The sequence below is a fragment of the Nocardia sp. CDC160 genome, from assembly GCF_035818795.1.
Taxonomy (GTDB): domain Bacteria; phylum Actinomycetota; class Actinomycetes; order Mycobacteriales; family Mycobacteriaceae; genus Nocardia.
In genome coordinates this window covers 351841-376699 of record NZ_JAYKYT010000002.1, presented here as the reverse complement: position 1 = coordinate 376699, position 24859 = coordinate 351841, and the positions used below count along the sequence as shown (strand labels likewise).

General features: G+C 67.9%; 29 protein-coding genes, 1 tRNA gene and 1 pseudogene. 21 read left to right on the top strand and 10 right to left on the bottom strand.

The annotated features are described in order from the left end of the window. Positions 1 to 106 precede the first annotated feature (106 nt). Positions 107 to 586 carry a Dps family protein gene (locus VMT40_RS09130; RefSeq protein WP_326357546.1) on the top strand — a complete coding sequence of 160 codons (480 nt, stop codon included), beginning with the start codon at positions 107 to 109 and terminating at the stop codon, positions 584 to 586. 173 nt (positions 587 to 759) lie between these two features. After that, positions 760 to 1116, top strand: a complete 357-nt coding sequence (locus VMT40_RS09125) for a hypothetical protein (RefSeq protein WP_326357545.1) — start codon at positions 760 to 762, stop codon at positions 1114 to 1116. On the opposite strand, the gene VMT40_RS09120 is transcribed toward VMT40_RS09125, so the two are convergent. From VMT40_RS09120 to VMT40_RS09110, 3 genes are all read right to left on the bottom strand, one after another. Continuing rightward, entirely contained in the window at positions 1097 to 1378 is a 282-nt protein-coding gene (locus VMT40_RS09120; RefSeq protein ID WP_326357544.1) for a hypothetical protein, read from the bottom strand. The two genes, VMT40_RS09125 and VMT40_RS09120, sit on opposite strands and share 20 nt — an antisense overlap. Before the next feature lie 88 nt (positions 1379 to 1466). Continuing rightward, a tRNA-Arg gene (locus VMT40_RS09115) sits at positions 1467 to 1539 on the bottom strand. 312 nt (positions 1540 to 1851) lie between these two features. Next, positions 1852 to 2262: a hypothetical protein gene (locus VMT40_RS09110; RefSeq protein ID WP_326357543.1), complete on the bottom strand. Its 411-nt coding sequence runs from the start codon at positions 2260 to 2262 to the stop codon at positions 1852 to 1854. 219 nt (positions 2263 to 2481) lie between these two features. Between VMT40_RS09110 and VMT40_RS09105 the strand changes: the two genes are divergently transcribed. The 3 genes from VMT40_RS09105 (at position 2482) to VMT40_RS09095 (ending at position 5521) form a co-directional block, all read left to right on the top strand. Beyond that, complete coding sequence (locus VMT40_RS09105; protein ID WP_326357542.1) at positions 2482 to 3591, top strand: ATP-grasp domain-containing protein; 1110 nt, start codon at positions 2482 to 2484, stop codon at positions 3589 to 3591. A 32-nt stretch (positions 3592 to 3623) separates the two neighbouring features. After that, positions 3624 to 5222: a GMC family oxidoreductase gene (locus VMT40_RS09100; protein WP_326357541.1), complete on the top strand. Its 1599-nt coding sequence runs from the start codon at positions 3624 to 3626 to the stop codon at positions 5220 to 5222. An 83-nt stretch (positions 5223 to 5305) separates the two neighbouring features. Then, complete coding sequence (locus VMT40_RS09095; RefSeq protein ID WP_326357540.1) at positions 5306 to 5521, top strand: hypothetical protein; 216 nt, start codon at positions 5306 to 5308, stop codon at positions 5519 to 5521. Between the two features lie 12 nt (positions 5522 to 5533). Here the strand turns inward: VMT40_RS09095 and VMT40_RS09090 are convergent, their stop codons facing one another. The 3 genes and pseudogenes from VMT40_RS09090 to VMT40_RS09080 form a co-directional block, all read right to left on the bottom strand. Next, positions 5534 to 6499: an adenylate/guanylate cyclase domain-containing protein gene (locus tag VMT40_RS09090; protein ID WP_326357539.1), complete on the bottom strand. Its 966-nt coding sequence runs from the start codon at positions 6497 to 6499 to the stop codon at positions 5534 to 5536. A 38-nt stretch (positions 6500 to 6537) separates the two neighbouring features. Beyond that, a pseudogene (locus VMT40_RS09085) lies at positions 6538 to 7296 on the bottom strand (Gfo/Idh/MocA family protein); the annotation flags it as partial. A 57-nt stretch (positions 7297 to 7353) separates the two neighbouring features. Continuing rightward, positions 7354 to 7779: a hypothetical protein gene (locus VMT40_RS09080; protein WP_326357538.1), complete on the bottom strand. Its 426-nt coding sequence runs from the start codon at positions 7777 to 7779 to the stop codon at positions 7354 to 7356. 132 nt (positions 7780 to 7911) lie between these two features. On the opposite strand from VMT40_RS09080, the gene VMT40_RS09075 reads away from it, so the two are divergent. The 3 genes from VMT40_RS09075 to VMT40_RS09065 all read left to right on the top strand — a co-directional run bounded on the left by VMT40_RS09075 (position 7912) and on the right by VMT40_RS09065 (position 10312). After that, the gene (locus tag VMT40_RS09075) at positions 7912 to 8394 is read left to right on the top strand and encodes a hypothetical protein (protein ID WP_326357537.1); all 483 of its coding nucleotides are present in this window, start codon (positions 7912 to 7914) and stop codon (positions 8392 to 8394) included. 78 nt (positions 8395 to 8472) lie between these two features. Then, entirely contained in the window at positions 8473 to 9846 is a 1374-nt protein-coding gene (locus tag VMT40_RS09070) for a glycosyltransferase 87 family protein (protein ID WP_326357536.1), read from the top strand. Continuing rightward, positions 9830 to 10312, top strand: coding sequence for an FKBP-type peptidyl-prolyl cis-trans isomerase (locus tag VMT40_RS09065; protein WP_326357535.1), 483 nt, complete (start codon positions 9830 to 9832; stop codon positions 10310 to 10312). Before VMT40_RS09070 ends, VMT40_RS09065 begins: the two co-directional genes overlap by 17 nt. Before the next feature lie 4 nt (positions 10313 to 10316). Here the strand turns inward: VMT40_RS09065 and VMT40_RS09060 are convergent, their stop codons facing one another. After that, on the bottom strand, positions 10317 to 10748 hold the full coding sequence (locus VMT40_RS09060) for a TIGR03668 family PPOX class F420-dependent oxidoreductase (RefSeq protein ID WP_326357534.1): 432 nt from the start codon (positions 10746 to 10748) through the stop codon (positions 10317 to 10319). Between the two features lie 216 nt (positions 10749 to 10964). Next, a complete protein-coding gene (locus VMT40_RS09055; protein WP_326357533.1) occupies positions 10965 to 11552 on the bottom strand; it encodes a TetR/AcrR family transcriptional regulator in 588 nt (195 codons plus the stop codon). Positions 11553 to 11642: 90 nt separating this feature from the next. Here VMT40_RS09055 and VMT40_RS09050 point away from each other — a divergent pair, with 90 nt between their 5' ends. Beyond that, entirely contained in the window at positions 11643 to 12767 is a 1125-nt protein-coding gene (locus VMT40_RS09050; protein ID WP_326357532.1) for a Gfo/Idh/MocA family protein, read from the top strand. 95 nt (positions 12768 to 12862) lie between these two features. Here VMT40_RS09050 and VMT40_RS09045 read toward each other — a convergent pair whose 3' ends face one another. After that, complete coding sequence (locus VMT40_RS09045) at positions 12863 to 13147, bottom strand: YciI family protein (RefSeq protein WP_326357531.1); 285 nt, start codon at positions 13145 to 13147, stop codon at positions 12863 to 12865. A 41-nt stretch (positions 13148 to 13188) separates the two neighbouring features. Beyond that, positions 13189 to 13731 carry an amino-acid N-acetyltransferase gene (locus tag VMT40_RS09040; RefSeq protein ID WP_326357530.1) on the bottom strand — a complete coding sequence of 181 codons (543 nt, stop codon included), beginning with the start codon at positions 13729 to 13731 and terminating at the stop codon, positions 13189 to 13191. A gap of 189 nt (positions 13732 to 13920) precedes the next feature. Between VMT40_RS09040 and pgsA the strand changes: the two genes are divergently transcribed. The 12 genes from pgsA (at position 13921) to VMT40_RS08980 (ending at position 24837) form a co-directional block, all read left to right on the top strand. Next, positions 13921 to 14553 (top strand): CDP-diacylglycerol--glycerol-3-phosphate 3-phosphatidyltransferase, encoded by a 633-nt coding sequence (gene pgsA, locus VMT40_RS09035; protein WP_442789968.1) that lies wholly within the window; start codon positions 13921 to 13923, stop codon positions 14551 to 14553. Between the two features lie 64 nt (positions 14554 to 14617). Then, positions 14618 to 15112: a CinA family protein gene (locus tag VMT40_RS09030; RefSeq protein ID WP_326358544.1), complete on the top strand. Its 495-nt coding sequence runs from the start codon at positions 14618 to 14620 to the stop codon at positions 15110 to 15112. 81 nt (positions 15113 to 15193) lie between these two features. Continuing rightward, positions 15194 to 15637, top strand: coding sequence for a helix-turn-helix domain-containing protein (locus VMT40_RS09025; RefSeq protein ID WP_326357529.1), 444 nt, complete (start codon positions 15194 to 15196; stop codon positions 15635 to 15637). Positions 15638 to 15824: 187 nt separating this feature from the next. After that, on the top strand, positions 15825 to 16658 hold the full coding sequence (gene pspA, locus VMT40_RS09020; RefSeq protein WP_326308630.1) for a phage shock protein PspA: 834 nt from the start codon (positions 15825 to 15827) through the stop codon (positions 16656 to 16658). Between the two features lie 243 nt (positions 16659 to 16901). Then, the gene (gene pspM / locus VMT40_RS09015; RefSeq protein WP_326357528.1) at positions 16902 to 17879 is read left to right on the top strand and encodes a phage shock envelope stress response protein PspM; all 978 of its coding nucleotides are present in this window, start codon (positions 16902 to 16904) and stop codon (positions 17877 to 17879) included. Positions 17880 to 18190: 311 nt separating this feature from the next. Next, entirely contained in the window at positions 18191 to 18367 is a 177-nt protein-coding gene (locus VMT40_RS09010) for a hypothetical protein (protein WP_326357527.1), read from the top strand. Positions 18368 to 18438: 71 nt separating this feature from the next. Continuing rightward, positions 18439 to 19383: a quinone oxidoreductase family protein gene (locus tag VMT40_RS09005; RefSeq protein WP_326357526.1), complete on the top strand. Its 945-nt coding sequence runs from the start codon at positions 18439 to 18441 to the stop codon at positions 19381 to 19383. A gap of 124 nt (positions 19384 to 19507) precedes the next feature. Further along, entirely contained in the window at positions 19508 to 20671 is a 1164-nt protein-coding gene (locus tag VMT40_RS09000) for a sugar ABC transporter substrate-binding protein (RefSeq protein WP_326357525.1), read from the top strand. 11 nt (positions 20672 to 20682) lie between these two features. After that, positions 20683 to 21456, top strand: a complete 774-nt coding sequence (locus tag VMT40_RS08995) for an ATP-binding cassette domain-containing protein (protein ID WP_326308624.1) — start codon at positions 20683 to 20685, stop codon at positions 21454 to 21456. Positions 21457 to 21473: 17 nt separating this feature from the next. After that, positions 21474 to 22901, top strand: coding sequence for a sugar ABC transporter permease (locus tag VMT40_RS08990; protein ID WP_326357524.1), 1428 nt, complete (start codon positions 21474 to 21476; stop codon positions 22899 to 22901). 25 nt (positions 22902 to 22926) lie between these two features. Then, positions 22927 to 24078, top strand: coding sequence for an ROK family protein (locus VMT40_RS08985; protein ID WP_326357523.1), 1152 nt, complete (start codon positions 22927 to 22929; stop codon positions 24076 to 24078). Between the two features lie 45 nt (positions 24079 to 24123). Continuing rightward, positions 24124 to 24837: a PIG-L deacetylase family protein gene (locus VMT40_RS08980; RefSeq protein WP_326357522.1), complete on the top strand. Its 714-nt coding sequence runs from the start codon at positions 24124 to 24126 to the stop codon at positions 24835 to 24837. Positions 24838 to 24859 lie beyond the last annotated feature (22 nt).

Here is a 24859-nt window from a genome sequence, read left to right as displayed (position 1 = left end):
CCGATGGCCCTCGATTGATGCCTCGGTCGCGCCGTCGTCGATTGAGCGGCGGATGGCCGGGTAGAGCGTGGAGGTACCCCTCGATCGCTAGCCAGGAGGACAAGCCATGCCGGTGCAGCCGATTCAGAGCCCACTCAGCGGTGACCCCCTGCGGGTGACCGGAGACGCGCTGCAGCAGACGGTCGTCGATCTGATCGACCTGTCGCTGATCGCCAAGCAGGCGCATTGGAACGTTGTCGGACCGCATTTCCGGTCCGTGCACCTCGGCCTCGATGAAGTGGTCGCCGCCGCAAGGGAATTCACCGATGCCGCCGCGGAGCGCGCCACCGCCATCGGCGTCAGCCCCGACGGCCGCGCCGCGACCGTGGTGAAGGAATCCGCCGTCCCCGGAATCGAATCCGGTTGGCAGACCGACACCGACGTCATCGCCACCATGGTGTCCACCCTGTGGGCCATCATCACCCGCCTCCGTGAGCACATCGCAGCCACCGAAACCGCCGACCCGGTCACCCAGGACCTGCTCATCACCATCGCCGCCCGCATCGAGCAACTGCACTGGATGTGGCAGGCCCAGCAGGCCCGTTGACGCGGCCACGCGGTTAACGTCCGCCCCAACAGCCGCCATTTCCTCAGACGAGGTTGAGTGACTGTTGGGGGGACAAGATGAGCGAAGAGTCGGCAGGGCCCGCGACGTCCGTCGCGGGCCGTCGGCGAGGCGACCGGCGACCGAGGGAAATACTCTGTGCCTACAGCCTTTTCGTGGCCACCGGCCTACACCTGTGCTACTGGTTGTTGCGCCCGGCCGGAGACTCGCCGCCGCACCGTGCGGACGACACCCTGGTCATCGCGGCGGTGTTGCTCTCGGCGACAGCGGTAGTCCTGTTGCTCGTCGCAGCCCAGGGGGCTCGTGCCGTCGCGGGATGCGCTCTCGGACTGTTGCTTTCGGCGAATCTCGGCCACGTGCTCGCGAGCTTCGACGAGCCCGACGACCACCTCCGTCATCTGGTCCAATACGGCGGGTGGCTGTCGATCCCGATCATCGGGCTGGCTCTGATCTCGCTTCTGCTGCTGGCGGTTCCGGCGAGGACCGCTCGACCTACGAGCGCGGCCCGATGACGAAGGCGGTGTTGCCCTTTGCGTCGAGGCCGGTGTCGAGGACCTTGTCGTCGAGGAAGGCCGCCGAGTCCTGATCGAGGAAAACGCGGGCACCTTCCGCGACGACCACCTCGTCATCGGCGGCGGGCGCCTCGGTAATCGCGAGATGGAAGCTCTGAGCGTTGTCGGGCGTGGATATCCGCAGCCCCGCCTCCGGCGGCACCCCCTCCTGCGTGGTGATATCGCGAACCACATCGACGGCTTTGGGCGTGAGTACCAACATATGTCGCAGTCCTTCCGTCCTCCGAGCGCCCGGGTGGCGCACGACAGTCGGTCGAGTAACCGCGAGATCGACCCTGAAACCTCCCCGGTGTGCCCGGAAGGATTCGAACCTTCGGCCTCTTGCTTCGTAGGCAAGCGCTCTCTCCGCTGAGCTACGGGCACGTGACCCCGCGCGGATGTCGGCGTTGACATCGGCTCGGCACTGAGGTGCGCGGGGTGAATAGGGAAAGGGCCGCTGTCCGGCGGTGTGCGCGGAAGCGGCCCTGTGGCTCGGGAATCGAGGCCGTCAGGGGGCGCTCCGGCGGACGCGCGGGCGGCGGGTGAAGTCGAGGGTGATTACGCGCTGTGTCAGCACGGTCATCGGGGCCCGCCTTTCCTGTCGTCGGGGTGGCTGTCTCGAAGTCAAGGTAGCAGTGGAGCTTTGCTGCGGTAAAACGATTTTCGGGCCGGGCAGGGGCGCCCGGCCCGAGGTCGTCAGGCGGCATGCAGGGCGGTGGTGATCTTGCGGGTCATGTCGGTGACGACGGGGCTGGAGTAGCCATTGCGGCCGGTGGCCGCGGCGGCCTCGACGGCGACCAGCACGGTGGTGCGGAAGTTGTCGGCCTCGACGGGGTTCTGGCGTTCGAGGACGGCCGCCGCCGAGGTCAGGGCGGGCAGGACCTGGTCGGCGAGTTCGGCGACGGTCTTGCCGCTCAGGTGGATGTCCTTGGACTTCGTGTTCAGCAGGTGGCCGATCTGGCCGGTGGCCGAGCCCAGGGCGAGGGAACCGGCGGTGGCGGCCTTGTGGGCCTTGCCGGAGGCGGCCGAGATGAGCGACACCGCGCCGTAGGCGGCGGAGCGGATGGTGGCCTTGTCCTGGTCGGTCAGGTTCAGGGTGGCGGACATGATGTTCTCCTTCGAAATTCGTTGTGGCGGTTCGCCGTGATGGACATACTTTGTCCGGCCCGCCTGACAGCGCTCTGACATGGAGCTGACACCGCCGCTGACAGCTTGTGGTGCGGTACCGGTGGTTTCGGGTCGCGGGTGGGGCGGCGGGCGAATACGGTTGGGCTGCACGGTGAACGGTGGTTGGTAGGCGACCCTGGATGTGAGAGGGGCGCTGGTGTGACGCTTCGGATTTGGTTGAGTAGTGCCGGGGCGGCGACCGTTCAGGTGATGCGGCTGCTGCGGGAGAACCCCGACGGGGTCGAGGTCGCCGTGTATGCCAGCAATGTGGATCCCGAGGCCGCGGCCTTGGCGGTATGCGATGTGGCCGAGGTGGAGCCGCGCCGGGTCGACAATGACGAATACGGGCGGTTCGCCCTCGATTTCTGTCGGCGGCATCGGATCGATGTGCTCATTCCGCCGCGGCGGCTCGAGGCGCTGGCCGGACGGGTCGCGGAGTTCGCGGCGATCGGCACCGCCGTGATGTGTTCGCCGGTCGAGGCGGTGCGCACGCTGACCGACAAGGCGGCCACTTACGCGGCCGCGGCGGGAGCGGGGATTTCGGTGCCGCCGTGGCGAGTGGTGTCCGACGGGAAGGGCTTGCGGGCGGCGGTCGAGGAGCTCTCGCAGCCCGGAGAACGGTTGTGTATCAAGCCGAGTGGGGAGTATTCGGCGTTCGGGTTTCGCATTCTCGATGATCGGCCGCTGAGCGTGGCGGATCTGCTCGCCCCGCCGGTGCCGACGGTCTCCGTCGACGCGGTCGCCGGTGCGCTGGATCGTGCTGCGGCACACGGGGATCGGGTACCCGACCTGCTCGTCATGCCCTACCTCGACGATCCGGAGATCAGCATCGACTGCCTCTCCACCCCGGACGGCGAGTTACTGATCGGCATCCCGCGCGCCAAGCACGGCCGGTTCCGCACTCTGCTGGACGATCCGGACCTAGTCGATACGGCACGACGGTTGGTCGAGCATTTCGGCCTGGCGTATCTGACCAATGTGCAGTTGCGGCACCGCGCGGGCGAACCGGTGCTGCTCGAGGTCAATCCGCGACCGTCGGCCGGACTGTTCCACACCGCTTTCACCGGGGTGAACCTGCCGTGGGCCGCGACCCGCCTGCTGATGACCGGAGACGCCGGTCTATCCACCCCGCCCCGACTGGGTGTTCGACTCGCCTTGGCGGAGGCGGTCATGGAGATCGCCCCGAATCCGAGCGGGATTACTGAAACGAGTTCCTATCCGGGTGGATTCGAGTATTTTCGCAACACATCCCAGTTTCGCCGTTCATAAAGGGGCGAGGCTGTGTGGCGAAAGGGCTGGTCATGGCTGCTACGGACTACATCGTCATCGGTTCCGGAAGCGCCGGGGCCATTATCGCCCGCAGGCTGGCCGACACCGGCGCGGCCGTGACGCTCTTCGAGGCCGGACGGCGCGACAAGGGCCGGTTGGTGCGCAAGCCGGGCATGATCGGGCCGATGCACAGCGTGCCGCAGCTCAAGCAGCGAATCGACTGGGGGCACTACACCGTCGAGCAGAAACACGCGCTCGGCCGCAAGGTCCCGCAGACGCACGGGAAGGTGGTCGGCGGGTCGAGCTCGGTCAACGGCATGGTGTTCGTGCGCGGGAACAGACGGAACTTCGACGGCTGGGCGGCGGCGGGCAATACCGGTTGGTCGTACGAGGACGTGCTGCCCAGCTTCAAGAAGTTCGAGTCCTTCGAGGACGGGGCGAGCGAATTCCGCGGCGGCACCGGACCGATCAAGGTGATCCGCGCCCGCGAACTGACCCCCGCTTCCGCGTCGTTCATCGAGGCGCTCGCCGAAACCACCGGTGTCGCAAAGAATCCCGACTACAACGGTGCCGAACAGGAGGGCGTCTCGATCCTGCAGCAGAGCAACAGCAACGGCTTGCGATACAGCACCTCGGTCGGTTACCTCGACGACCGGCCGAAAAACCTTACGGTGCTGCCGGATACGCATGTCACGCGCATTGTGATCGAGCACGGTCGCGCCACCGGCGTCGAATATCGGACCGCGCAGGGCACCCAGGTCCTGCACGCCGACCGCGAAGTAATCGTCAGCGCGGGCACTTTCGGCTCACCGCAACTGCTCATGCTCTCCGGCATCGGCCCGGCCGACCACCTGCGCGCCTTCGGCCTCGACGTGGTCGCCGACCTCCCGGTGGGCGACAACCTCCACGATCACCTGTTCGTCCCGATGACCTTCGCCATGCCGACCGCGCTGCGCCGCTCCGCCCCCGGCTATTTCGCCCGCGCCTTCGTCCGAGAGTCCTTGCGCAACAACAGCACCTGGCTGGCCCGCAGCGTCTTCGAGGCCGTCGCCTTCCTGCACACCCCGTACACGACCGGCGCACCCGACCTGCAGTTGCACGTCCTGCCCTGGGGCTACCCGGGACCCAACCAGGACGCCCCGATCCGCCACGTCCCCGACCCGCGCCGATCGCTCACCATTCTGGTCACCATGATCTACCCCCAGAGCCGCGGCACCCTGCGCCTGACCTCCGCCGACCCGGCCGCGCCGCCCGCCATCGACCCCAATTATCTCGCCGAACAGCGCGACCTGGACACCCTGGCCCACGGCATGGAACTGACCCGAGAAGTCATGGCCGCCAAGGCGATCAGCGCCGCCGTGGACACCGAGATCTCCCCGGGACCCCAGTACCCGACCCGGGCGGAGCTGGCCGCGGAAATCCCCAATCGCGCCACCACCGTCTACCACCCCGTCGGCACCTGCCGCATGGGCGTCGACGATCGCGCGGTCGTGGACCCGACCCTGCGCGTCCGTGGCATCGACGGCCTGCGGGTGGCCGACGCGTCGATCATGCCGAGCATTGTCGGCGGCAATACCAATGCCGCCACCATGATGATCGGCGAACACGCGGCGGCGCTCATCCTCGGTTGACCTCAACGGCCCCGGTTGACCCGAACCGCCTAATGCCCGCAATCTCAGTCTGAAATGTCTAAGTTTCACTACTGTTTGCAGCCATGAGCCACAACACTCGTCGCCTCGGATTCACCCTCATCGCCTTCTCGGCCATACTCGCCGGGGCCGCGGGCCCCGCCCTCGCCGATTCCGGCTCCGCCAGCTCCGGCTCCTCCAGCGCCAGCTCCAGTATCGCCACCACGCCGCTGGGGCAGTTCTGGACTCAGATCGTCAACAACCTCGGCGTCGCCATGGGATCGTCCCAGCCCACCAAGTAAGGACCGAATTCCCTACTTGCGCTTGCGCTCTCGCAAGACGTGGGAGCGCAAGCGCGAGAAACCCTTCACCCGAACACCGCGCAGATGCCGCAACGTGAACTCGGCATCATCCTCGCCCAGCGCGGCGGCCGCGCCGTCGTCGAGCAGAATCGTCCCCGGCCGCGCCACACCGGTCAGCCGCGCGGCCACATTCACCACCGTGCCGTAGAGATCGCCGAAGCGCGTCAACACCGGACCGTAGGCCAACCCCGTCCGAATCTGCGGCATCTCCGAAATCCGCTGTGCCGCAGCGGTGACCGCCGCATTCATGGCCAGCGCGATGCGCGCGCCGTCGCGCACGTTCTCGGCCGCGAACATGACTTCGTCGCCGACATTCTTGATCACCCACCCGCCGTGGGCGGTGATGGCGTCCGTCGTGGCGGACTCGAAAGTATCGAGCAGCTCGGTCAATTCATCGGGATCCAGATGTCGCGACAACCGTGTATATCCGACCATATCGGCGAACCCGACCAGCAATTGCCGTGTCGCGCCCCCGGATTCGTGCGACCGCCCCAGCGCCGCCGCCAAATGCCGATGCCACGCGTACTCCTGCAACTCACCGAGCACCTTGATGGTCTGCGCCGTAACCTCCCCGTCCCCGAGCTCACGGGTGATCAGATCCGCCTGCCATTCGGCCAGCCGAGCCATCGCCCGCCCCAGCGTCCGCGCTGCGGTGACCTGACTCTGCTCATCGGCCCCCGCGATCGCCTGCATGGCCGTGAACGTCCGCACCGCAACCACATCCGCATCGGTGAACCCCACCTCGTCATCACTGGCCGCCGCCGGAAATCCCAATGCCACCCACAGCCTTTGGGCCCGCTCCACCGGCACCCCCGACAACTCCGCCACCTGCCGCCGGTTATACCTCCGAGGCCCACCGAGCAGCGCCCCCTCGACCACAGCGTCAACCGTCGCGTCCAGGCCACCAGATTCGATCACCCGGCCAGTACAGCACAGTCGTTCTCGGTCCTGCCGTATCAGCTTGGTTGGCGGAGGGGGAGGGATGCGGTGCGGTAGATGGCGTCCAGGATGGTCATGTTGGCTGCGGCGGCTTCGGGGGTGGTGGGGATGGGTTCGCCGCGGAGGACTGCGGCGGTGAAGGCGTCGAGTTGGTAGTCGTAGGAGGGGCGGCGGCCGTAGGTGTGGAAGTGGCGGCCGGAGGTGGTGCGGAGCGTGAGGAGGTGGCCCAGGTGGGGGACCACCGGGTTGAGGATGCGGAGGCGGCCGCGGTCGCCGGTGATCGTGGCGGAGATGCGGATCAGGTTGGAGGACCACATGGAGCAGCTGACGCGGCCGGTGTGGCCGGAGGGGAAGCGGAGTTCGGCGGTCATCGCGCGATCGATGCGTGGGTCGCGCAGGATGGCTTGCGCCGCAACGACTTCTGGCTCCTCGCCGCCGAAGGTTCGGGCCATGTGCACGGCGTAGCAGCCCGCGTCCATGGTCGCGCCGCCCGCCAGGTCGTAGTTGTAGCGGATGTCGGAGAACTTCGGCAGCGGGAAGCAGAGGGCGGTCTCGACCCGCCGCAGGGTGCCGAGTTCGCCGGAGGCGATGATCTTTTCGGCCGCCCGGGTCAGCGGGTGGTAGCGGTAGTGGAACGCCTCCATCACCACGCGATCGGAACCGGCTGCCAGCGCGGCGATTTCACGCGCCTCGTCGGCATTCGCGGTGAAGGGCTTCTCGCACAGCACATGCTTCCCGGCCGCCAGCGCGGCACGAATCCAGCGGCCGTGCAGGCCCCTAACAGCCCTTCCCGGGATCCTGAATGCCCTTATTCACAGCGATTGCGACACGGCTCAGGCGCCGCGGGCGACGCAGCGGAACCAGCCGCGGAAGCTGATCTCGCAGAAGGCCCCGGCGAAGGACAGGCGCGGACCCCAGGGGCCCTGGTCGTTGGCGACGGCATAGAAGTCCGGGTTGCCGCCGGGGAGGGTGTAGGGCTGGCTGAAATCGTAGGAGGGGTGGATGCCGCTCGCGTCCTGGATGGACTGGGGCGCGGGGACGTCGATGGGGAGGCCGCCGCCGACCGGGAGGGTGACCGCGGTGACCATTTGCCAGCCGTCGCAGCCGATCACGCCGTCGGGGGTGATGGCACAGTTCTTGCCGCCGTAGTTGAAGTAGACGGAACCGGGAGGGGCGGCCTGGGCGGTCGCGGTGGCCAGCAGCGGAACCGCCGCGGCCACGGAAACTCCCACGATCAGGGTCTTCACCGAACGCTTCATAGTCGATCTCCTCGTCAGGGGCGGTGGCTGTGACGCATGCCGATGCCGACTCATTTAGTAGTTGGTCACTTGGTCTATAGATAACTGTCGAATAGCTGTTACGGTCTGCGCTGGAAAGGAGGTCCGACCGGGATGTTCGGACGAACTGCGGGGTTGCTGGTGGCGTGCGTGGTGCCGGTGCTGCTGACCACCGGCTGTGGCAAGGGGGAGACGACCTCGGACGGTAAGACGCCGGACGCCGAGGTGCAGGCGGTCCGCAGCACCTTCGAGAAGTTCTTCGACAGCTCGCTGCCGGTCGATCAGAAGATGGCGTTGCTCGAGAACGGGCAGGCCTTCACCGAAACGCTGGAGCACCAAGCGCATTCGGCCATTGCCGGTGGGGCGTCGGCGAGTGTGTCGGAGGTGGTCGGCGATGGGCCCGGGCGCGCGGCGGTGACCTTCACCATCAAGAAGCACGGAATTCCGTTGCTGCTCAATCGACACGGAACGGCGCTCGAGATCGGCGGCTCGTGGAAGGTCGCGGCCTCGACCTTCTGTGATCTGCTGCGCATCGAGGGCGGGGTGCCCGCGGTGTGCGATGCGACACCCGCCACGACCACGCAGCCGAGCGGGTAGTTGATTCGGCCCGTCGGCAAGGGATGTGTCGCACCGTCATTGCCGCGATTCGACGGGAACGTTCGCTATCGTGGGCGCGTGGTTGCGGGGGCTAAGGAGTTATCCGGTACCGAGTGCGACACCACGCTGCCCACGAGCGAGCGGTGCGACCCGACGAATCGAATGCTGATCGCGGGGGCGCTGCTCGCGGTGGCAGCGGTGGTGTTCCATCTCTACGCGATTCCCCTGGACAACCCGTACTACGGACTGTTCAGCAACGGCCTCGACCTGGAGGTCTATCGCGCGGGCGGGCAGGTGATCCGCGACCGGTCCGGGCTCTATGACGGACCCGTGGTGTTCGGCATGGAGTTCACCTACACCCCCTTCGCGGCCCTGGTCTTCCTGCCGCTCACGGTGATCTCGCTGGTCCATGCCAAGACACTGTGGTCGTTGGCGACCATGCTGGCGCTGATCGCGCTCACCGGACGCTGCCTGCTGGTGCTGAACTACCGAAACACGGTGCGCACCTGGGTATTCGCGGCGTTGCTCGCGGTCCTGTCCACGGTGCTCGAACCGGTCCGCACCACCCTCTGGCTCGGGCAGATCAATGTCTTCCTGGTGCTGTTGATCGTCTGGGATCTCACCCGTCCGGCCAAGGCACCGCTGCGCGGCGTGGGTGTCGGAATCGCCGCCGGGATCAAGCTGACGCCCGCCTTCTTTCTCCTCTATCTCGCCTGCACCCGACAGTGGCGCAGCCTGGGCATCGCCACCGGGGCGTTCGCGGCGACCATTGCGGTCGGTTTCGCGCTGCGACCCGACGACGCGTACTCGTATTGGCGCGGTCAGGTCACCTCCGCGGGTCGGGTCGGGGCCGTCGATTCGCCGGGCAATCAGTCCGTCAACGGTTTTCTCGCGCAAATGCTGCGATTCCTCGACATTCAGCGCTTCCAAATGAACTCGGTGTTCCAGCCGCCCACCTGGATGTGGCTGCTCACGCTGCTGCCGGTCGTGGCGCTCGGGCTCACCGCGGCGACACTGGCCCATCGCGTCGGCAAGGAACTGCTGGCGATCACCGTCACCGGCATGACCGCGGCCTGCGCGTCACCGTTCTCCTGGGGCCATCACTGGGTGTGGTTCGTGCCGTTGGCGATTCTCGCCTGGCATTACGCCCGCGGCACCGAGAATCGGTGGGCCCGGCTCGCGCCGGTCGCCGTCGTGCTCATCGCCTTCAGCTGGTGGTGGACCTTCGCCGACCGACCGCCCATGGAGGACTCGCCGCATCCCATTGGAATCGGCCTGTTCATGATGCCGAGACCGGACAATTCGGTGTGGTTCGCCTATTTCACCGTGCCGTTCTACGCGGGTTGCTTCGTGCTGGTGCAGGTGGTCACCGGCGTGGCGGTCATCAGGCGATACATTGACCCGGTACGCATTCCTCCGCGAAAGGCTCCCCACCATGTCGATTGCCGCTGACAAGGTCGTTTCCATCGAATACACCTTGACCGACGACGACGGCGAGGTGCTCGACACGTCCGTCGGCGACGAGCCGCTGGTCTACCTGCACGGCGCGGAGAACATTGTCGAGGGCCTCGAGAAGGCGCTGGACGGCAAGAACGTCGGCGACCGGATCGAGGTCGTGGTCGAGCCCGAGGAGGGCTACGGCGACTACCTGACCGAACTGGTCAGCACGGTGGACCGCGACGCCTTCGAGGACGCCGACCAGCTCGAGGTCGGCATGGAATTCCATGCCGAGGCCCCGGACGGCGAATCGCAGATCGTGACCGTGCGCGCGGTGGACGGCAATGAGGTGACCATCGACGCCAACCACCCGCTGGCCGGGGTGCGACTGCACTTCGATGTAAAGGTCATCGATATCCGCGACGCCAGCGAGGACGAGCTCGCCCACGGGCACCCGCACGGCGAGGACGACGACCACTGATTCATCAGGCCGAGTAGGCCCAGCCGCGCACCGACGCCACCTCGATCCGGATCACCGGTCCGGCGGGCGGCTCGGCCCGGTATTGGGCGTACTTGGCGCTCAGCCACGTCAGTGGGGTCGCGAGATCCTCTGGGGCGGTGAGGATTTCGGCTCGGCCGTCGAGCCGCGTCCACCAGAGCCGGGTCCAGTCGTCGTCGTACTCGTCGGCCAGCAGGCAGACCAGGGGATTGGACTCGATATTGCGCAGTCGGCGCAGATTTGAGGTGGTCTTCGGCTTGTGGTCGATGGCGATGACCGCGTAAAGCGGTGTGTCCGTGGGGGAGACGGCGAAGGTGACCGGCACCAGATGCGGCTGCCCCGCGTCGTCGGCGGTGGCGAGACGGGCCACGCGGGCGGCGCGGAATCGGGACAGGGCAGTGGCTTTGTCCAATCGCACGGTGCAAACGCTAGACCTCCCGCGGGTCCGGGTTACCGGCGGAGGATAGTCAGGTCCCCGATGAGTGGGAGCGATCCGGCGCGAAGGTTTCGATCGGTTTCGCGTAGCGCCCCTGAGCGAACCGGCGCGGCGGATTCTGCTGGTTCGCGTGGCGCGTGCGGGAGCGAACCGGCGCAAGGGATTCGGGTAGGGCGTCGAGGGGTAGTCGGCTCGGCCTCAGCGGCGCGCGGCCAGCCCGTCCAGGACTATGCGCAGGGTGCGCTGCCATTGGTCGGGGGCGGCACTCAGGCCGATCGTGTGATCGTCGGTCGCCACTCCGGCCAGCATGAAGGCGACGTCCTGCCAGGTGGTGTCGGGGCGCAGTGAGCCGTTTTCCTGTGCGCGGCAGACCAATTCGCGCAATCGCTCACGTATGTCGGCGAGGCAGCGATCCACGTCGCAGGCACCGCCCAGGGCCTCGTTCACACCGCAGCTCTCCTTGCGCAGATGCACGTAAGCGGAGGCGAACTCGGTGAATCCCTGCCAGGGGTCCGGGTTTTCGAGGGCGCGGTCGGCGACGGCGATGGCCTCGTCGAGCACCTCCTCGAGAACCGCTCGCAACAGCACCTCGAGCGAGGGCACGCGGCGGTAGAAGGTGCCCTTGCCCACTCCCGCCCGCTGCGCGACCTCCTGCGCGGTCACACCCACCCCGACCTCCGAGACGGCCTCGCGGGCCGCGGTGACCAGTCGTTCGAGATTCCGGCGCGCGTCGGCGCGCGGGGTCGGCCCGGATTCGCGGGCGAGCAGGCGATCGACAGCGGTCATGACCTGGAGTTTAGCAAAAGTGGACTTTCTTAGTCCGCTTGGCTAGCGTCATAAACGGACCGGCTGAGTCCGTTTAGCGAAGGAGTGAAGATGTCCGACACCATTCGAGTGGGAATCATCGGTGCCAGCCCCGACCGTGGCTGGGCCTCCCGCGCCCACATTCCGGCCCTGAACGCCCTACCCGACTTCGCACTCACCGCGGTAGGGACCAGTCGCCGCGAGAGCGCCGAGCAGGCGGCCCGCCTCTTCGGCGCCGAGCACGCCTTCACCGATGCGCGTGAGCTCGCCGAGCATCCGGAGGTCGACCTGGTGGTCATCACCGTGAAGGTCCCCGCGCACGCCGAACTGATCCGGGCCGCCCTCGCCGCGGGCAAGCATGTCTACTCCGAATGGCCGCTCACCCGAACGACTTCCGAGGCCGAGGCCATCGTCGCGGAGGCTGCCGCCGCGCCCGGCCATCACGTCGTCGGCCTGCAGGCGCGCTTCGCCCCGGCGGTGCTGCGGGCCCGGGAGCTGCTCGCCGAAGGCCATGTGGGCGAGCCGGTTTCGGCCACCGTCTACTCCGCGCGCGGCAAGGGCGCGGGCGGTGCCATCCCGCAGTGGGCGGCCTACACCCTCGACCGCGAGAATGCCGCCGGACTGCTGGAAGTGGCGGGCGGCCACACCCTCGACCCGCTGCAATTCCTGCTCGGCGACCTCACTGAGCTGTCGGCCGACCTCGCGGTCCGCAATCCCTACAACACGGTGGTCGAAACGGGGGAGCGGGTGCGCGTCACCAGCCCCGACCATCTGCTGTTCAACGGCCGCATCGGAGACGTGGTGGTCTCGGCGCATCTGCATGACGCCAAACTCACCAACGCCCATACCCGCATCGAAATCTCCGGCACCGCAGGAGATCTCGTCCTCGCCAACGACACCGCCTCCGGCGCGCCCGGCCTGCACGCGGGTGGTATCCAGATGAGCGACCTGAACCTGCTGGCATCGCGCGGCGCGGGCGGCACCTGGCAGGACCTCACGCCTGCCGACCCGGAACCGATCGCGAGCCTGCCGGTCGAATCCCGCAATGTGGCGAGGCTTTACGCCAGCCTTGCCGACGACATCCGCACCGGCGGCCACACCGTCCCGACCTTCGATACCGGCCTGCGCCTCCACCGCGTCCTCGACGCCATTCGTCGCAGCGCCGATTCCGGTGCGCGCCAACCAATCCCGGCCTGACCTGCCGCGCTCGCGGCTTCCCCGCCGTCACCCATGCGGATACGCGAGAGGGCCCCACCCGGCCATGCCCGGATGGGGCCCTCTCGAACGCGGGGTCAGGACACGAACGCGCCCATGGTGGGCAGCCACTCCACGATGCGCTTGTCCGCGAGCAGGTTCTCGCGGGCGAACGGGTCGTTCTCGAAGAGCTTGGTCACCGCCTCCAGGGAGTCGCCCTGGACCAGGATGAGCGCGCCCGAACCGTCCGGGTACGGACCGCTGGTCAGGACGGTGCCCTCGTCGACGAGGGCATTGAGCCACGCGCGGTGCTCGGGACGGTGGACGTCGCGCACCGGGGCGGTGGCGTCGGAGTAGACGTAGTGGACGGCGAAAACGGCCATGGGCAATCGCTCCTGCTCGAAAGAGATGTTTGACGGAAGTGTCAGAGCGTCAACAGCATTCGGGTATTCCCGAGCGTGTTCGGCTTGACGTAGGACAGATCCAGGAATTCGGCGACACCGGTGTCGTAGGACCGGCACATCTCGGCGTACACCTCGGCGGTGACCGGCGTGCCCTCGATCTCCACGAAGCCGTGTCGGGCGAAGAAATCCACCTCGAAGGTCAGCACGAACAGCCGCTTCAGCTCGAGTTCGCGGGCCACGGTGATGAGTTGCTCCACGATCAGCCGCCCCGCGCCGGTGCCCTTGATATCCGGGTGCACCGCCACCGTGCGCACCTCGCCGAGATCGGCCCACAGCACGTGCAGCGCACCGCAGCCCAGGATCACCCCGTCGCGTTCGGCGACCCAGAATTCCTGCACCGCCTCGTACAGCGTGACCAGGTTCTTCTCGAGCAGGATCCGGCCCGCGTAGATGTCGATGAGACGCTTGATCTCGGGCACGTCAGAGGTTCGCGCTCGACGGACGATCGGCGCTACCGCCGTCTGCCCGTCGATCGAACCGCTGTCAGGTGCCCGTGTTGTCATGGGGTGCACAGTAGTCGGCCCACCTACCGATAGGCTTGTCGGTGTGTCACACATCCAGTTCCCCCGCATACCGGCATGGTCCGGCATCGACGGTCGCTATGACGGCCGGTGGGGGCGCTGGTGACCGTGCAGCGTGACGAACTCGAAGGTCGCTGGACCGATGCCGGTCCCGCGGCGAGCCCAGGATATATATCCTCCCCGCGCCCCGAGGCGGTCGCCTCATCGCGCCCGGAGGCGGTGGTCGAACCCGCGGCGGTGCCGCTGATGAACATCGCCAATGTGCTGACGGTGCTTCGCATCCTGATCGTGCCGCTGTTCCTGCTCGCGCTGTTCGCGGCGGGCGGGCACGACACCACCTGGCGCTGGATCGCGGCCGGACTCTTCGGCGTCGCGGCCATCACCGATCGCGTCGACGGACAGCTGGCCCGCAAGTACGGCCTGATCACCGACTTCGGCAAACTCATGGATCCGATCGCGGACAAGGCGCTGATCGGTGCCGCGCTCATCGGACTGTCGATGCTGCACGATCTGCCGTGGTGGATCACCGGGGTCATCGTGGCCCGTGAGCTCGGCATCACGCTGCTGCGGCTGGCCGTGGTGCGGCGCGGTGTGATTCCCGCGGGCCGGGGCGGCAAGCTCAAGACCCTGGTCCAGTCGGTCGCCATTGCCGTGCTGTTGCTGCCGCTGTCCGGTGGATTCGCTTCCGCTGGAATGGATTTGATGTATGTGGCGGTGGTGCTGACGGTGGTCACCGGGCTGGATTACGTCGTGCAGGCCGGTCGCCTGTGGTTCGGGTCCCCGGGTGGCTCCCGTGCGTCCTGATCGCCCCGTGCGCGTGCGGCCCGATATCGAGGCCGCGCTGTCCCGCGTGGCGACCGCCGCCCCGATCCCGCCCGATCCGCTCGTCACGGCCGCGCCCGCGGCCGAGTTGGTCGCGGCCCTGATCGAGTCAGGTCAGACCGTCGCCACGGCCGAATCGCTGACCGCCGGACTGCTCAGCGCGACCATCGCGGGAATTCCCGGGGCCAGTGCGGTGTTGCGGGGTGGACTGATCGTCTACGCCACCGACCTCAAACAGTCCCTCGCGGGTGTGAGTGCGGACACGCTGGCCGCCGACGGACCGGTCGCCGCGAGCACCGCCGAACAGCTCGCGGTAGGGGCTCGCCGCCGCTGCGCCTCGGACTGGGGAATCGGACTCACCGGCGTCGCCGGACCCGAACCGCAGGACGGACGACCGGTCGGCACGGTATTTCTAGGTATAGCGGGTCCACAGTCCACCGAGGTACTTCGGTTGAAGTTGTCGGGGGACCGGTGGACGATCAGGGTGGGCGCGGTCCGCGCCGCGGTCACCGAACTCGTCCGCTCCGTCAGGGGCGAGTGAAGCAGCCGGGAACGCGCGGCCGACGCCGGACGTTGTCCAGTCAAACGCTGGGTCCGGCGAGACGAGTGTGAGGAGAACGAGATGACGCTGCTGCGAGAAGCGATCGGGGAAAGCCTGCGTCGTGCTCGGGTCGCCCAGAGCCGGACACTGCGTGAGGTCTCCACCTCCGCGAGGGTGAGCCTGGGGTACCTGTCCGAGGTCGAGCGGGGTCGCAAGGGGGCGTCCAGTGAACTGCTGGCCGCCATCTGCACGGCCCTGGATGTGCCGCTGTCGCAGGTGCTCTTCGATGTGAGCGCCGCCATGGCCGACGCCGACAAGGCCACCGCGCTGGCGGGCGAGAAGGCCGTCGCCGGGGTGGGCGCGAAGGCCAAGGTGCCCGCGAAGACGCTGGCCAAGGCCGCCGCGAAGGTCACGCCCAAGGGTGGAGACGGCGATATGGCGCTGGCCGCCGACGGAACTTTCGGTCCCCGCATCGTGATTCCGGCCCCGAAGTCGGATCGTCTGGTGCTGGTGGCCGCCAAGTGATCGCTGTACTGCGGAGCCGAAAGGGATAAATTCTCTGTAGGCTTCGTGCCGGAGACATCGTGCTGTTGCCGATGTCTCCGGAACGACCGTTGCACAGTGGAGATATGGGACAACAGGGGTGCGCGACGGTCGCGCACTGCTGTCGCGCTACGGGGCGCGGCACGTCATATGGAGGCGGGATCAATCGATGGCTAATCCGTTCGTGAAGGCCTGGAAGTACCTGATGGCCCTCTTCGACTCGAAGATCGAGGAGCATGCGGATCCGAAGGTTCAGATCCAGCAGGCCATCGAGGAAGCCCAGCGCCAGCATCAGGCCCTGTCGCAGCAGGCCGCGTCGGTGATCGGCAACCAGCGCCAGCTGGAGATGAAGCTGAACCGGCAGCTCGACGAGGTCGAGAAGCTCAATGCCAATGCGCGCCAGGCGGTCATGCTCGCCGATCAGGCCAATGCCGCCGGTGACTCCGAGAAGACCATCCAGTACACCAATGCCGCAGAGGCTTTCGCCGCGCAGCTGGTGACCGCGGAGCAGGCCGTCGAGGATCTCAAGGTCCTGCACGACCAGTCGCTGCAGGCGGCCGCGCAGGCCAAGAAGGCCGTCGAGCAGAACGCCATGCTGCTGCAGCAGAAGGTCGCCGAGCGCACCAAGCTGCTGTCCCAGCTGGAGCAGGCCAAGATGCAGGAGCAGGTTTCGGCCTCGCTGCAGCAGATGGACTCCACCCTCTCCGCCCCCGGCACCACCCCGAGCCTGGACGCGGTGCGCGAGAAGATCGAGCGCCGCTACGCCAACGCCCTCGGTGCCGCCGAGCTCGCCCAGAACTCGGTGCAGGGTCGCATGATGGAGGTCCAGCAGGCGTCCATCCAGATGGCCGGGCACAACCGCCTCGAGCAGATCCGCGCCTCCATGCGCGGCGACTCCCTCCCCGCCGGTGGCAATGCCGCCCAGCCCCAGATCCAGCAGGGCCAGCCCGCCCAGCCCGCCACCCAGCCCAACTTCAACAAGGGCCAGGCCGCCCAGCAGTAACTGCTGCGCGAAAGGTAGTGCACGATGGGGAGATCGCGGGCCGACCACAGTCCCGCGACCTCCCCTGCGCGCTTCCTCCGCCGATCCCGCACCAAAACCCCTGATCCCCTCCCGGGCTTCCCCTCTCCCTTCCCTCCAGCTGCAAACTTCCAGCCGCCTGAATCCACCCCGCCCGGACCAACTTTCGCCGAGATGAGTCCGGGCGTGAATTCGGTTGTCGGTGCCCCCGGTTACCGTGACCCGGTGGAATCGGCGCAGCCGCAGCCCGCGGCGAATCAGACTCCCTACGGCACGGCGCAACCCCCGACGTCCGCGCCGCGAACTCCCGCGCCCGGCCCTGAAGCCGTTGTGCCCCAGCAGAATGCCACCGGGCGGCGGAAGCGGCGGGGGCGGGCTGCCGAGGCGGTGCGGGAGGTGTTGGCGCCCACCGGGTTCGAGCCGGAGGAGTTGGCGCAGCGGCTGCCGGACACGTTGCGCGGGGTGGGGGAGCAGGCGTTGGTGGCCGTGCGGAAGTGGGCCGATCCGCGGGAGCGGGAGCTGCGCAAGCGGCGACGGGCGCGGCGTAGGAGTCTGCGGTTGGGGACCGCGTCGGGGCTCACGACGGCGGGAACCATTGGGCTGGTGTTGATTTCGGCACCGGCGTGGGCGGTTGTCGTGGTCGGCGGCGGCGCGGTGGCACTGGTCACCGGGACCGCGGTGACCGCGAAGCGCTATCTGGAGATGCGGAAGGAGCCGTTGCCGCAGGCGGCGTTCGTGCCGCGGAAGCTGCCGCCGATGCGGTCGGCGGCGCGGGCCTCCATCGCGCGCCTGGTCCGGGCGGAACGAGCGCTACACGGCCTACACGCGCAGATCGCGCGCTCGGGCCGACTGCCCGAGGAAGACCTCGAGGACACCCTCGAAACGGCCGCCTCCGGTGCCGCCGCCCTACACGCCCTGGCCTCCGATGTGGTGGCCATGGAACGCGCCTCCGGCGCCCTCGGCGCGAATTCCCCACTGGGCGAACACGTCCGAGCCGTCTCGATGCGCCTCGACGGCGGCGTCGTCGAATACGAGGGCATGGTGGCGGCCGCCGCCCGCGTCCTGGCGGTACCCGAGAGCGCCGCCATCTCCGACGACCTCGGCTGGGCCATGCTCAACCTCCGCGACGCGGCCGACCGCCTCGACGGCTGGGCCCAGGCCCTCACCGACCTGGCCGACCAACGCTTCCGCATAAACCCCTGACGCTCCGCGCCAATCCCCGAGGCTTTCGAGCCTATCGTCGAGCGGCTCGGCGGAATCCACGTTGACGGCATTCGGCCGCGAGCGGTCTGGATGCGGGTCCCCGATCGGGCGGGGCGTGGCTCTCACTGTCGTCGCAGGTCGGGTGGTGGTGGGCCCCGAAGGCTTGCGACGAATGCCGGTCGGGGACTCGGGGTGAACCCTGATTCTGTCCCGGATATCGGTGCTGACCTGGTGATTTTCTCAGGTGGGGGACGCAGTATGGATGGTGACGGATCGCGCGGACGGCGGTTCGGAGTACTAGGGAGGCATTGATGTTTTGGAAGATTCTCGGCGTCGTCGTCCTCGTGTGGATCGCGCTGGCGATTCTGGGCACGCTGATCAAGGCGCTGTTCCCGATTCTGGTGATCAGCGCGATCATCTTCGGTCTGTACCTGGTGTACAAGGCCGTGTCGGGGTCGAAGGACAAGTCGCCGCTCGGGAAATTCTGACGCGACGAGCCATAAGAGACCGTCCACCTCGGATCGCCGGGGCGGGCGGTCTCTTTCCGTAAGATCGCGGCATGGCTACTGCTGTCGTCGCCACCTCCTACGGTGGACCGGAAGTCCTGTCGCTCATCGAGGTCGAGGTGCCCGCGCCGGGGCCGGGTGAGGTCACCATCGCGGTCCGCGCGGCCGGGGTGAATCCCTTCGACTACAAGGTGTACAGCGGTGCGTTCGGCACCGATCCGAGCAAACTGCCGCTCCGGCTGGGGCTGGAGGTGTCCGGCGTGGTGACCGCGGTCGGCCCGGACGCGCAGGGTCCGGCGGGCCCGATCGCGGTGGGGGACGAGGTGATCGCGCAGGTGTCCGGCGGTTACGCCACCGCGGTGAACGCCAAGGCGAAGAGCACGGTGCCCAAGCCCGCCGATGTGGAGTGGAAGCAGGGCGCGGGCGTGCTCAGCGTCGGCGGGACGGCCGTGCACCTGCTCGCCGCGACCGGAGTTGGACCCGGTGACACGGTGCTCGTGCACGGTGCGGCGGGCAGTGTCGGCGCACTGGCCGCGCAGTTGGCGGTGCAGCGCGGCGCGAAGGTGATCGGCACCGCCTCGGCGAGCCGCCACGAACGCCTGCGCTCCTACGGCGTCGAGCCGGTCGAATACGGTCCGGGTCTCGCCGATCGCGTGCGGGCATTGGCCCCCAACGGCATTGACGCCGCCCTCGACACGGTCGGCACGGACGAGGCGGTGGACGTCTCCCTGGAGCTGGTCGCGGATCGCGGCCGCATCGCCAGCATTGTCGCCTTCGGCCGTGCGGCCACCGACGGATTCAAGGTGCTGGGCATGGGCCCCGGCGCGGACCCGGGCACCGAGATTCGCGGCAATGCCTGGCGGGAACTGCTGGAGCCCTTGGCCACCGGCAAGTTGGACCTGGTCATCTCCAAGACCTTCCCCCTGGCCGAGGCGTCCGCGGCGCACGAGTTCGTCCGCGATGGCCACGCGGGCGGCAAGGTGATCCTGCTGCCCTGATTCGGGCCGATTGATTTATCGAAACGTCCCATATGAGTGCCTCGCACGGCATATGTTGTTGCCCACAACATATGCCGTGTGTGCGGTCGCAACCCAGTGATCCGCCGCCTGAAAGGTCACCCTGATGAGGACGAAAAGCGCGCTCCCGCCAAAGAAGTCCGGACGCCGACGGATTGTCGTCGCCGCGGCGCTGGCGCTATCCGGTTTGCTCACCCTCACCGCCTGCGGATCCAATTCCAGCAGTGGCGGTTCTTCTTCGACCAGCGCGGGCGGCGGTGGCGGAGGCGGCGCGAATGGCACGGTCGGGGTGATCCTGCCCGAGACCGCCACCTCGGCCCGCTGGGAATCCTTCGACAAGCCACTGATCAAGAAGGCGCTCAATGACGCCGGTTTCGACGCCGACGTGCAGAACGCCCAGGGCGATGTCCAGAAGTTCTCCACCCTCGCCGACGGCATGATCGCCAAGGGTGTGAAGGTCCTGCTCATCGCCTCGATCAATAGCGAGGTGGGCAGCGCGGTGGCGGCCAAGGCCAAGAAGGCCGGTATTCCGACCATCGACTACGACCGCCTCAACCTCGGCGGATCCTCGGACTACTACGTGTCTTTCGACAATGTGAAGGTCGGCGCGCTGCAGGGCCAGGGCCTGGCCACCGCGCTCAAGGACAAGCCGGGCGCGCAGGTCGTCGAGATCGAGGGCGCGCCGACGGACAACAACGCGACGCTGTTCCATCAGGGCCAGGAGACCGTCCTGCAGCCGCTGTACGACTCGGGCGCTTTGAAATTGGTGCGCAGCCAGGCCATCGACGACTGGAACAACCAGAAGGGCGGCACCACCTTCGAGCAGATTCTCACCGGCAATGGCGGCAAGGTCGACGGCGTGGTCGCGGCCAATGACGGCCTCGCGGGCGCGGTGATCACGGTGCTGAAGAAGAACGGCCTCAATGGCAAGGTGCCGGTGACCGGCCAGGACGCCACCGTCGACGGTCTCAAGGCCATCCTGCGCGGCGATCAGTACATGACGGTCTTCAAGCCGATCAAGGACGAGGCCGAGAACGCCGCGAAGCTGGCCGTGGCCCTGGCCAAGGGCGACAAGGCGAGCGCGGACGCGCTGGCGACCGCCTCGAGCCAGGACCCCAAGGGCAAGCGGGATGTGAAATCGGTGCTGCTGGAACCGCATTTGATCACCAAGTCCGAGGTCAAGCAGGTCATCGACTCCGGGTTCGTGAAGGCCGCCGACGTCTGCTCCGGCGACGTGAAGCAGGCCTGCACCGATCTCGGCATCTCCTGAGGGTAAGAAACATGAGTGAGCCGCTGCTCCAAATCACCGGCCTGAACAAGAGTTTCGGACCGGTGCACGTGCTGCACGACGTGGACCTCACCGTGCCGGCGGGAGAGGTCACCGCGCTCGTCGGCGACAATGGCGCGGGCAAATCCACGCTGGTGAAATGTGTTGCCGGAATCCACGCCGCCGACTCCGGCGAGGTGCGTTTCCGGGGCGAACCCGTCCACCTGCATGGTGCCAGGGACGCGGCGGCGCTCGGCATCGAGGTCGTCTACCAGGATCTGGCCCTGGCCGACAATCTCGACATCGTGGCCAATATGTTCCTCGGCCGGGAGCGCGGAAAACCGTGGCTGCTGGACGAGGCGAGCATGGAGGAGGCGGCGCGGCGCACCCTGGCCTCGTTGGGGGTGCGCACCGTGAAATCGGTGCGCACCCCGGTCGCAGCTCTCTCCGGTGGGCAGCGCCAGACCGTGGCGATCGCGAAAGCGGTGCTGTGGAACAGCAATCTGGTGCTGCTCGACGAGCCGACCGCGGCGCTCGGCGTCGCCCAGACCCGGCAGGTGCTGGATCTGGTGCGGCGGCTGGCCGAACAGGGGCTGGGCGTGGTGCTGATCAGCCACAACCTGGCCGATGTGTTCGAGGTCGCGGATCGCATCGCGGTGCTGTACCTGGGTCGGATGGCGGCGCAGGTGCGCACCGCGGACGTGACCACCGGACAGGTGGTGGAGTTGATCACCGCGGGACGCTCGGGTGATCTGGGCTTGGCGCGGCCGGAGGCCGTGGCGCTGTGAGTGAGAAAGCCACTGATATGACCAATGTTTCGGAAGCGGTGACCACCGAACAGGGTTCCGCCATCACCGACTTCGGCATCGACACGACGACGCTGTCGACCCGAGAAGCCCTGCGCGACTATGTGGCCCGACTGCGCGGCGGCGAGATAGGTTCGCTGCCAGCGATTCTCGGTTTGATCGCGCTGGTGGTGCTGTTCTCGCTGATGTCGGATGTGTTCTTCTCGCTCAACAACATCGCGAATCTGCTGGCGCAGGGCGCGGGCCAGACGATCATCGCCATAGGCATCGTGTTCGTGCTGTTGATCGGCGAGATCGACCTGTCGGCGGGCACGGCCTCGGGCGTGGCGGCGGCGGTGCTGGCCATGCATTTCGTGGACGACGGAAACCTGTTGAACGGCATGGGATCCACGGTCTTCTACATCTTCATCGCCCTGATGGTGCTGGCCACGGCGCTGGCGGGGCTGCTGCGGATCTGGCCGGGTGTCGCGTTCTCGGTGCTGGGAATCGTGTTGGTGGTGGTGGGTTTCCACGCCAATCCGTGGATCGAGATGCTGCTGGCGGTGTGCGTCGGCGCGGCGATCGGGTCGATCACCGGATTCCTCATCGCCAAGATCGGCATGCCGTCGTTCGTGGTGACGCTGGCCTTGTTCCTGGCCTGGCAGGGCGTGATCCTGCAGCTCATCGGTGAGGGCGGGGTGCTGGGCATCAGTTCCTCGCATGTGCTCAACGAGGTGGCCAACGGGAATCTGTCGACCGCGGGCAGCTGGGTGTTGTGCGCGGTGGCCGCGGGCGGATACGCCGCGGTGACCCTGGGCGGGCACGCGCTGCGCAAGCGTCGGGGGTTGGTGACCTCGCCGACGCCGCTGGTGGTCGCCAAGGTGGCGGCCCTGGTGGTCTTCGCCATCGTGGTGACGGCGCTGCTCACCGTGAACCGCTCGCCGAGCAAGCTGATCGTGATTTCCGGTGTGCCGTACGTGGTTCCGATCGTGCTGGTGCTGCTGGTCGCGGGCACCTACGTGCTCACCCGCACCACCTACGGGCGCCACCTCTACGCGGTCGGCGGCAATGTGGAAGCGGCGCGGCGCGCGGGCATCAACGTAACCCAGTTGCGGGCCAGCGTTTTCGTCATCAGCTCCTCGTGCGCGGCGGTCGGCGCGATCGTCTATTCCTCGAAGGTCGGCTCGGTCGACCCGCAGGCGGGCGGGCTCAATACGCTGCTGTTCGCGGTCGGCGCGGCGGTGATCGGCGGCACCTCGCTGTTCGGTGGGCGGGGTCGGGTCGCCGACGCGGTGATCGGTGGCGCGGTGCTGGCCGTGGTCTCCAATGGCCTTGGCCTGCTGCAACAACCGGCGGCGGTGGTCTCCATCGTGACCGGGTTGGTGCTGCTGCTGGCCGCGACGGTCGACGCGATCTCGAGACGCCGCGTGGCAATTGCGGGCCATTGAGCCGGGCAATGGTAGAAACCGGTCCATGACCGTCGCCCGACCGGACGAGGTGCGCCGGTTCAACCGTTCCAGCCTCCTACGGCTGCTGCACACCGGAGGCCCCGCCACCCGGGCGGCGCTGGCGGCCGAGCTCGGATTGAACCGGTCCACCATCAAAATGCTCGTCGACGGCCTGACCGAGGACGGGGTGGTCGAGGAGAAGGTCCCGCGCCTGGCACGCGGGGCCGGTCGGCCGTCGCTGCTTGTGCTACCGCAACCGCAGGCGGCGGTGGTGCTGGCGGTGGATGTGCAGGTCGAGCACGCGGGGATCGCGCTGGTGGGTTTCGGCGGGCAGATCCTGGGGCGCAACAGCTGGAATCTGCGTGGGCGGCAACGGGATCCGGACGAGGTGATCACCCACGTCGCCGAGTCGGCGGCGCTGCTGGCGGCGGATCTGGATCTGCGGCCGGTGGCGGCGGGGGTGTGCGTGCCGGGGGTGGTGCGGCGCGCCGACGGGCTGGTGCACACCGCCGCGAATCTGTCCTGGGGTGAGGTGGCGTTGGGGCAGCGGTTGCGGGCGGTGCTGGATCTGCCGGTCGTGGTCGGCAATGACGCCGAATTCGGTGCGCTCGCAGAGCATGTCAGGGGTGCGGGGCGGGGGTCGGCGGACGCGGTGTTCGTGTCGGCCGATGTCGGGGTCGGCGGTGGACTCATCGCGCAGGGGGCGCTCTTGCGTGGCTCGGCGGGCTATCTCGGCGAGATCGGGCACATGACCGTGCGGCCCGGCGGGCGAATCTGCCACTGCGGCAATGAAGGATGCTGGGAGACCGAGGTCGGGGAGGCGGCGCTGTGCCGGGCGCTCGGCATGCCCGAACACGGGCCGCGCGGGGCCATCGTCGCCGAACTGCGTGAGCTGCACGGTGATTGGGAAACGCACCTGCGCGAATACCTGGACTGGCTGACCCTCGGGCTGGTCAATGTCGTGAACATTCTCGGCCCGGAACTGGTCGTGCTCGGCGACCTGTTCACCGCGCTGCCGGACGGCGCGGTGACCCGGGTGCGCGAGGACGTGCGACGCCGCAGCATGGTAAGCCGCGCCATGGGCGGCGTACGGATCGAGAAGTCCAGCCTGGGAGCCGATTTGAAACTGCTCGGCGCGGCGGAAGCGGCGTTCGAGAATGTGCTGGCCATGCTGTGAGGACTCTGGCATGGCGGCGGGGTGCGGTTGGTGTTGAATTCAGGCATGGAGCAGCTTCCCGAGGATTGGCAGCGCGGCATTGTGATCGTCGCGCACCCCGATGACATCGAGTACGGTGCCGCGGCCGCGGTCGCGCGCTGGACGCGGCAGGGCAAGGACATTCGTTACGTGCTGGTCAGCAGCGGTGAGGCCGGGATCGCGGGGCTCGCGCCCGCGGAGGCCGGTCCGCTGCGGGAGGACGAGGAGCGGGCCTCGGCCAAGATCGTCGGCGTCAGCGAGGTCGAGTTCCTCGGTCACCCCGACGGCCGCATCGAGGAATCGCTGGCCCTGCGCCGCGATCTGGCCGCCGCGATTCGCCGCCATCGCCCGGAAATGGTGGTGCTGTTCAACTTCGGCGACACCTGGGCCCGCGGCTACGCCAACTCCGCCGACCACCGCGCCGTCGGCCGCGCCGCATTGGACGCCGTCTCCGACGCGGGCAACGAGTGGATCCACCCCGAACTCGCCGACCTCCCCGCCTGGTCCGCCCGCTGGGCCGCCGTCTGCGGCGTCACCGATGCCAGCCACGCCGTCGACGTCACCGACACCTTCGAAGTCGGCATCGAATCCTTGACCGCCCACCGCCGCTACCTCGAAGCCTTGAGCCCCGACCCCGTCGAAGCCCAGGCCCGCGCCGTCCTCGAAATGACCACCGGCCCCAAGGAAGGCTTCCCCGCCGCCCACGCCGTCGCCTTCGAGCTCTACCACTTCGCAGGCTGAGCGCGCCGCGTCGGCTTGGCGC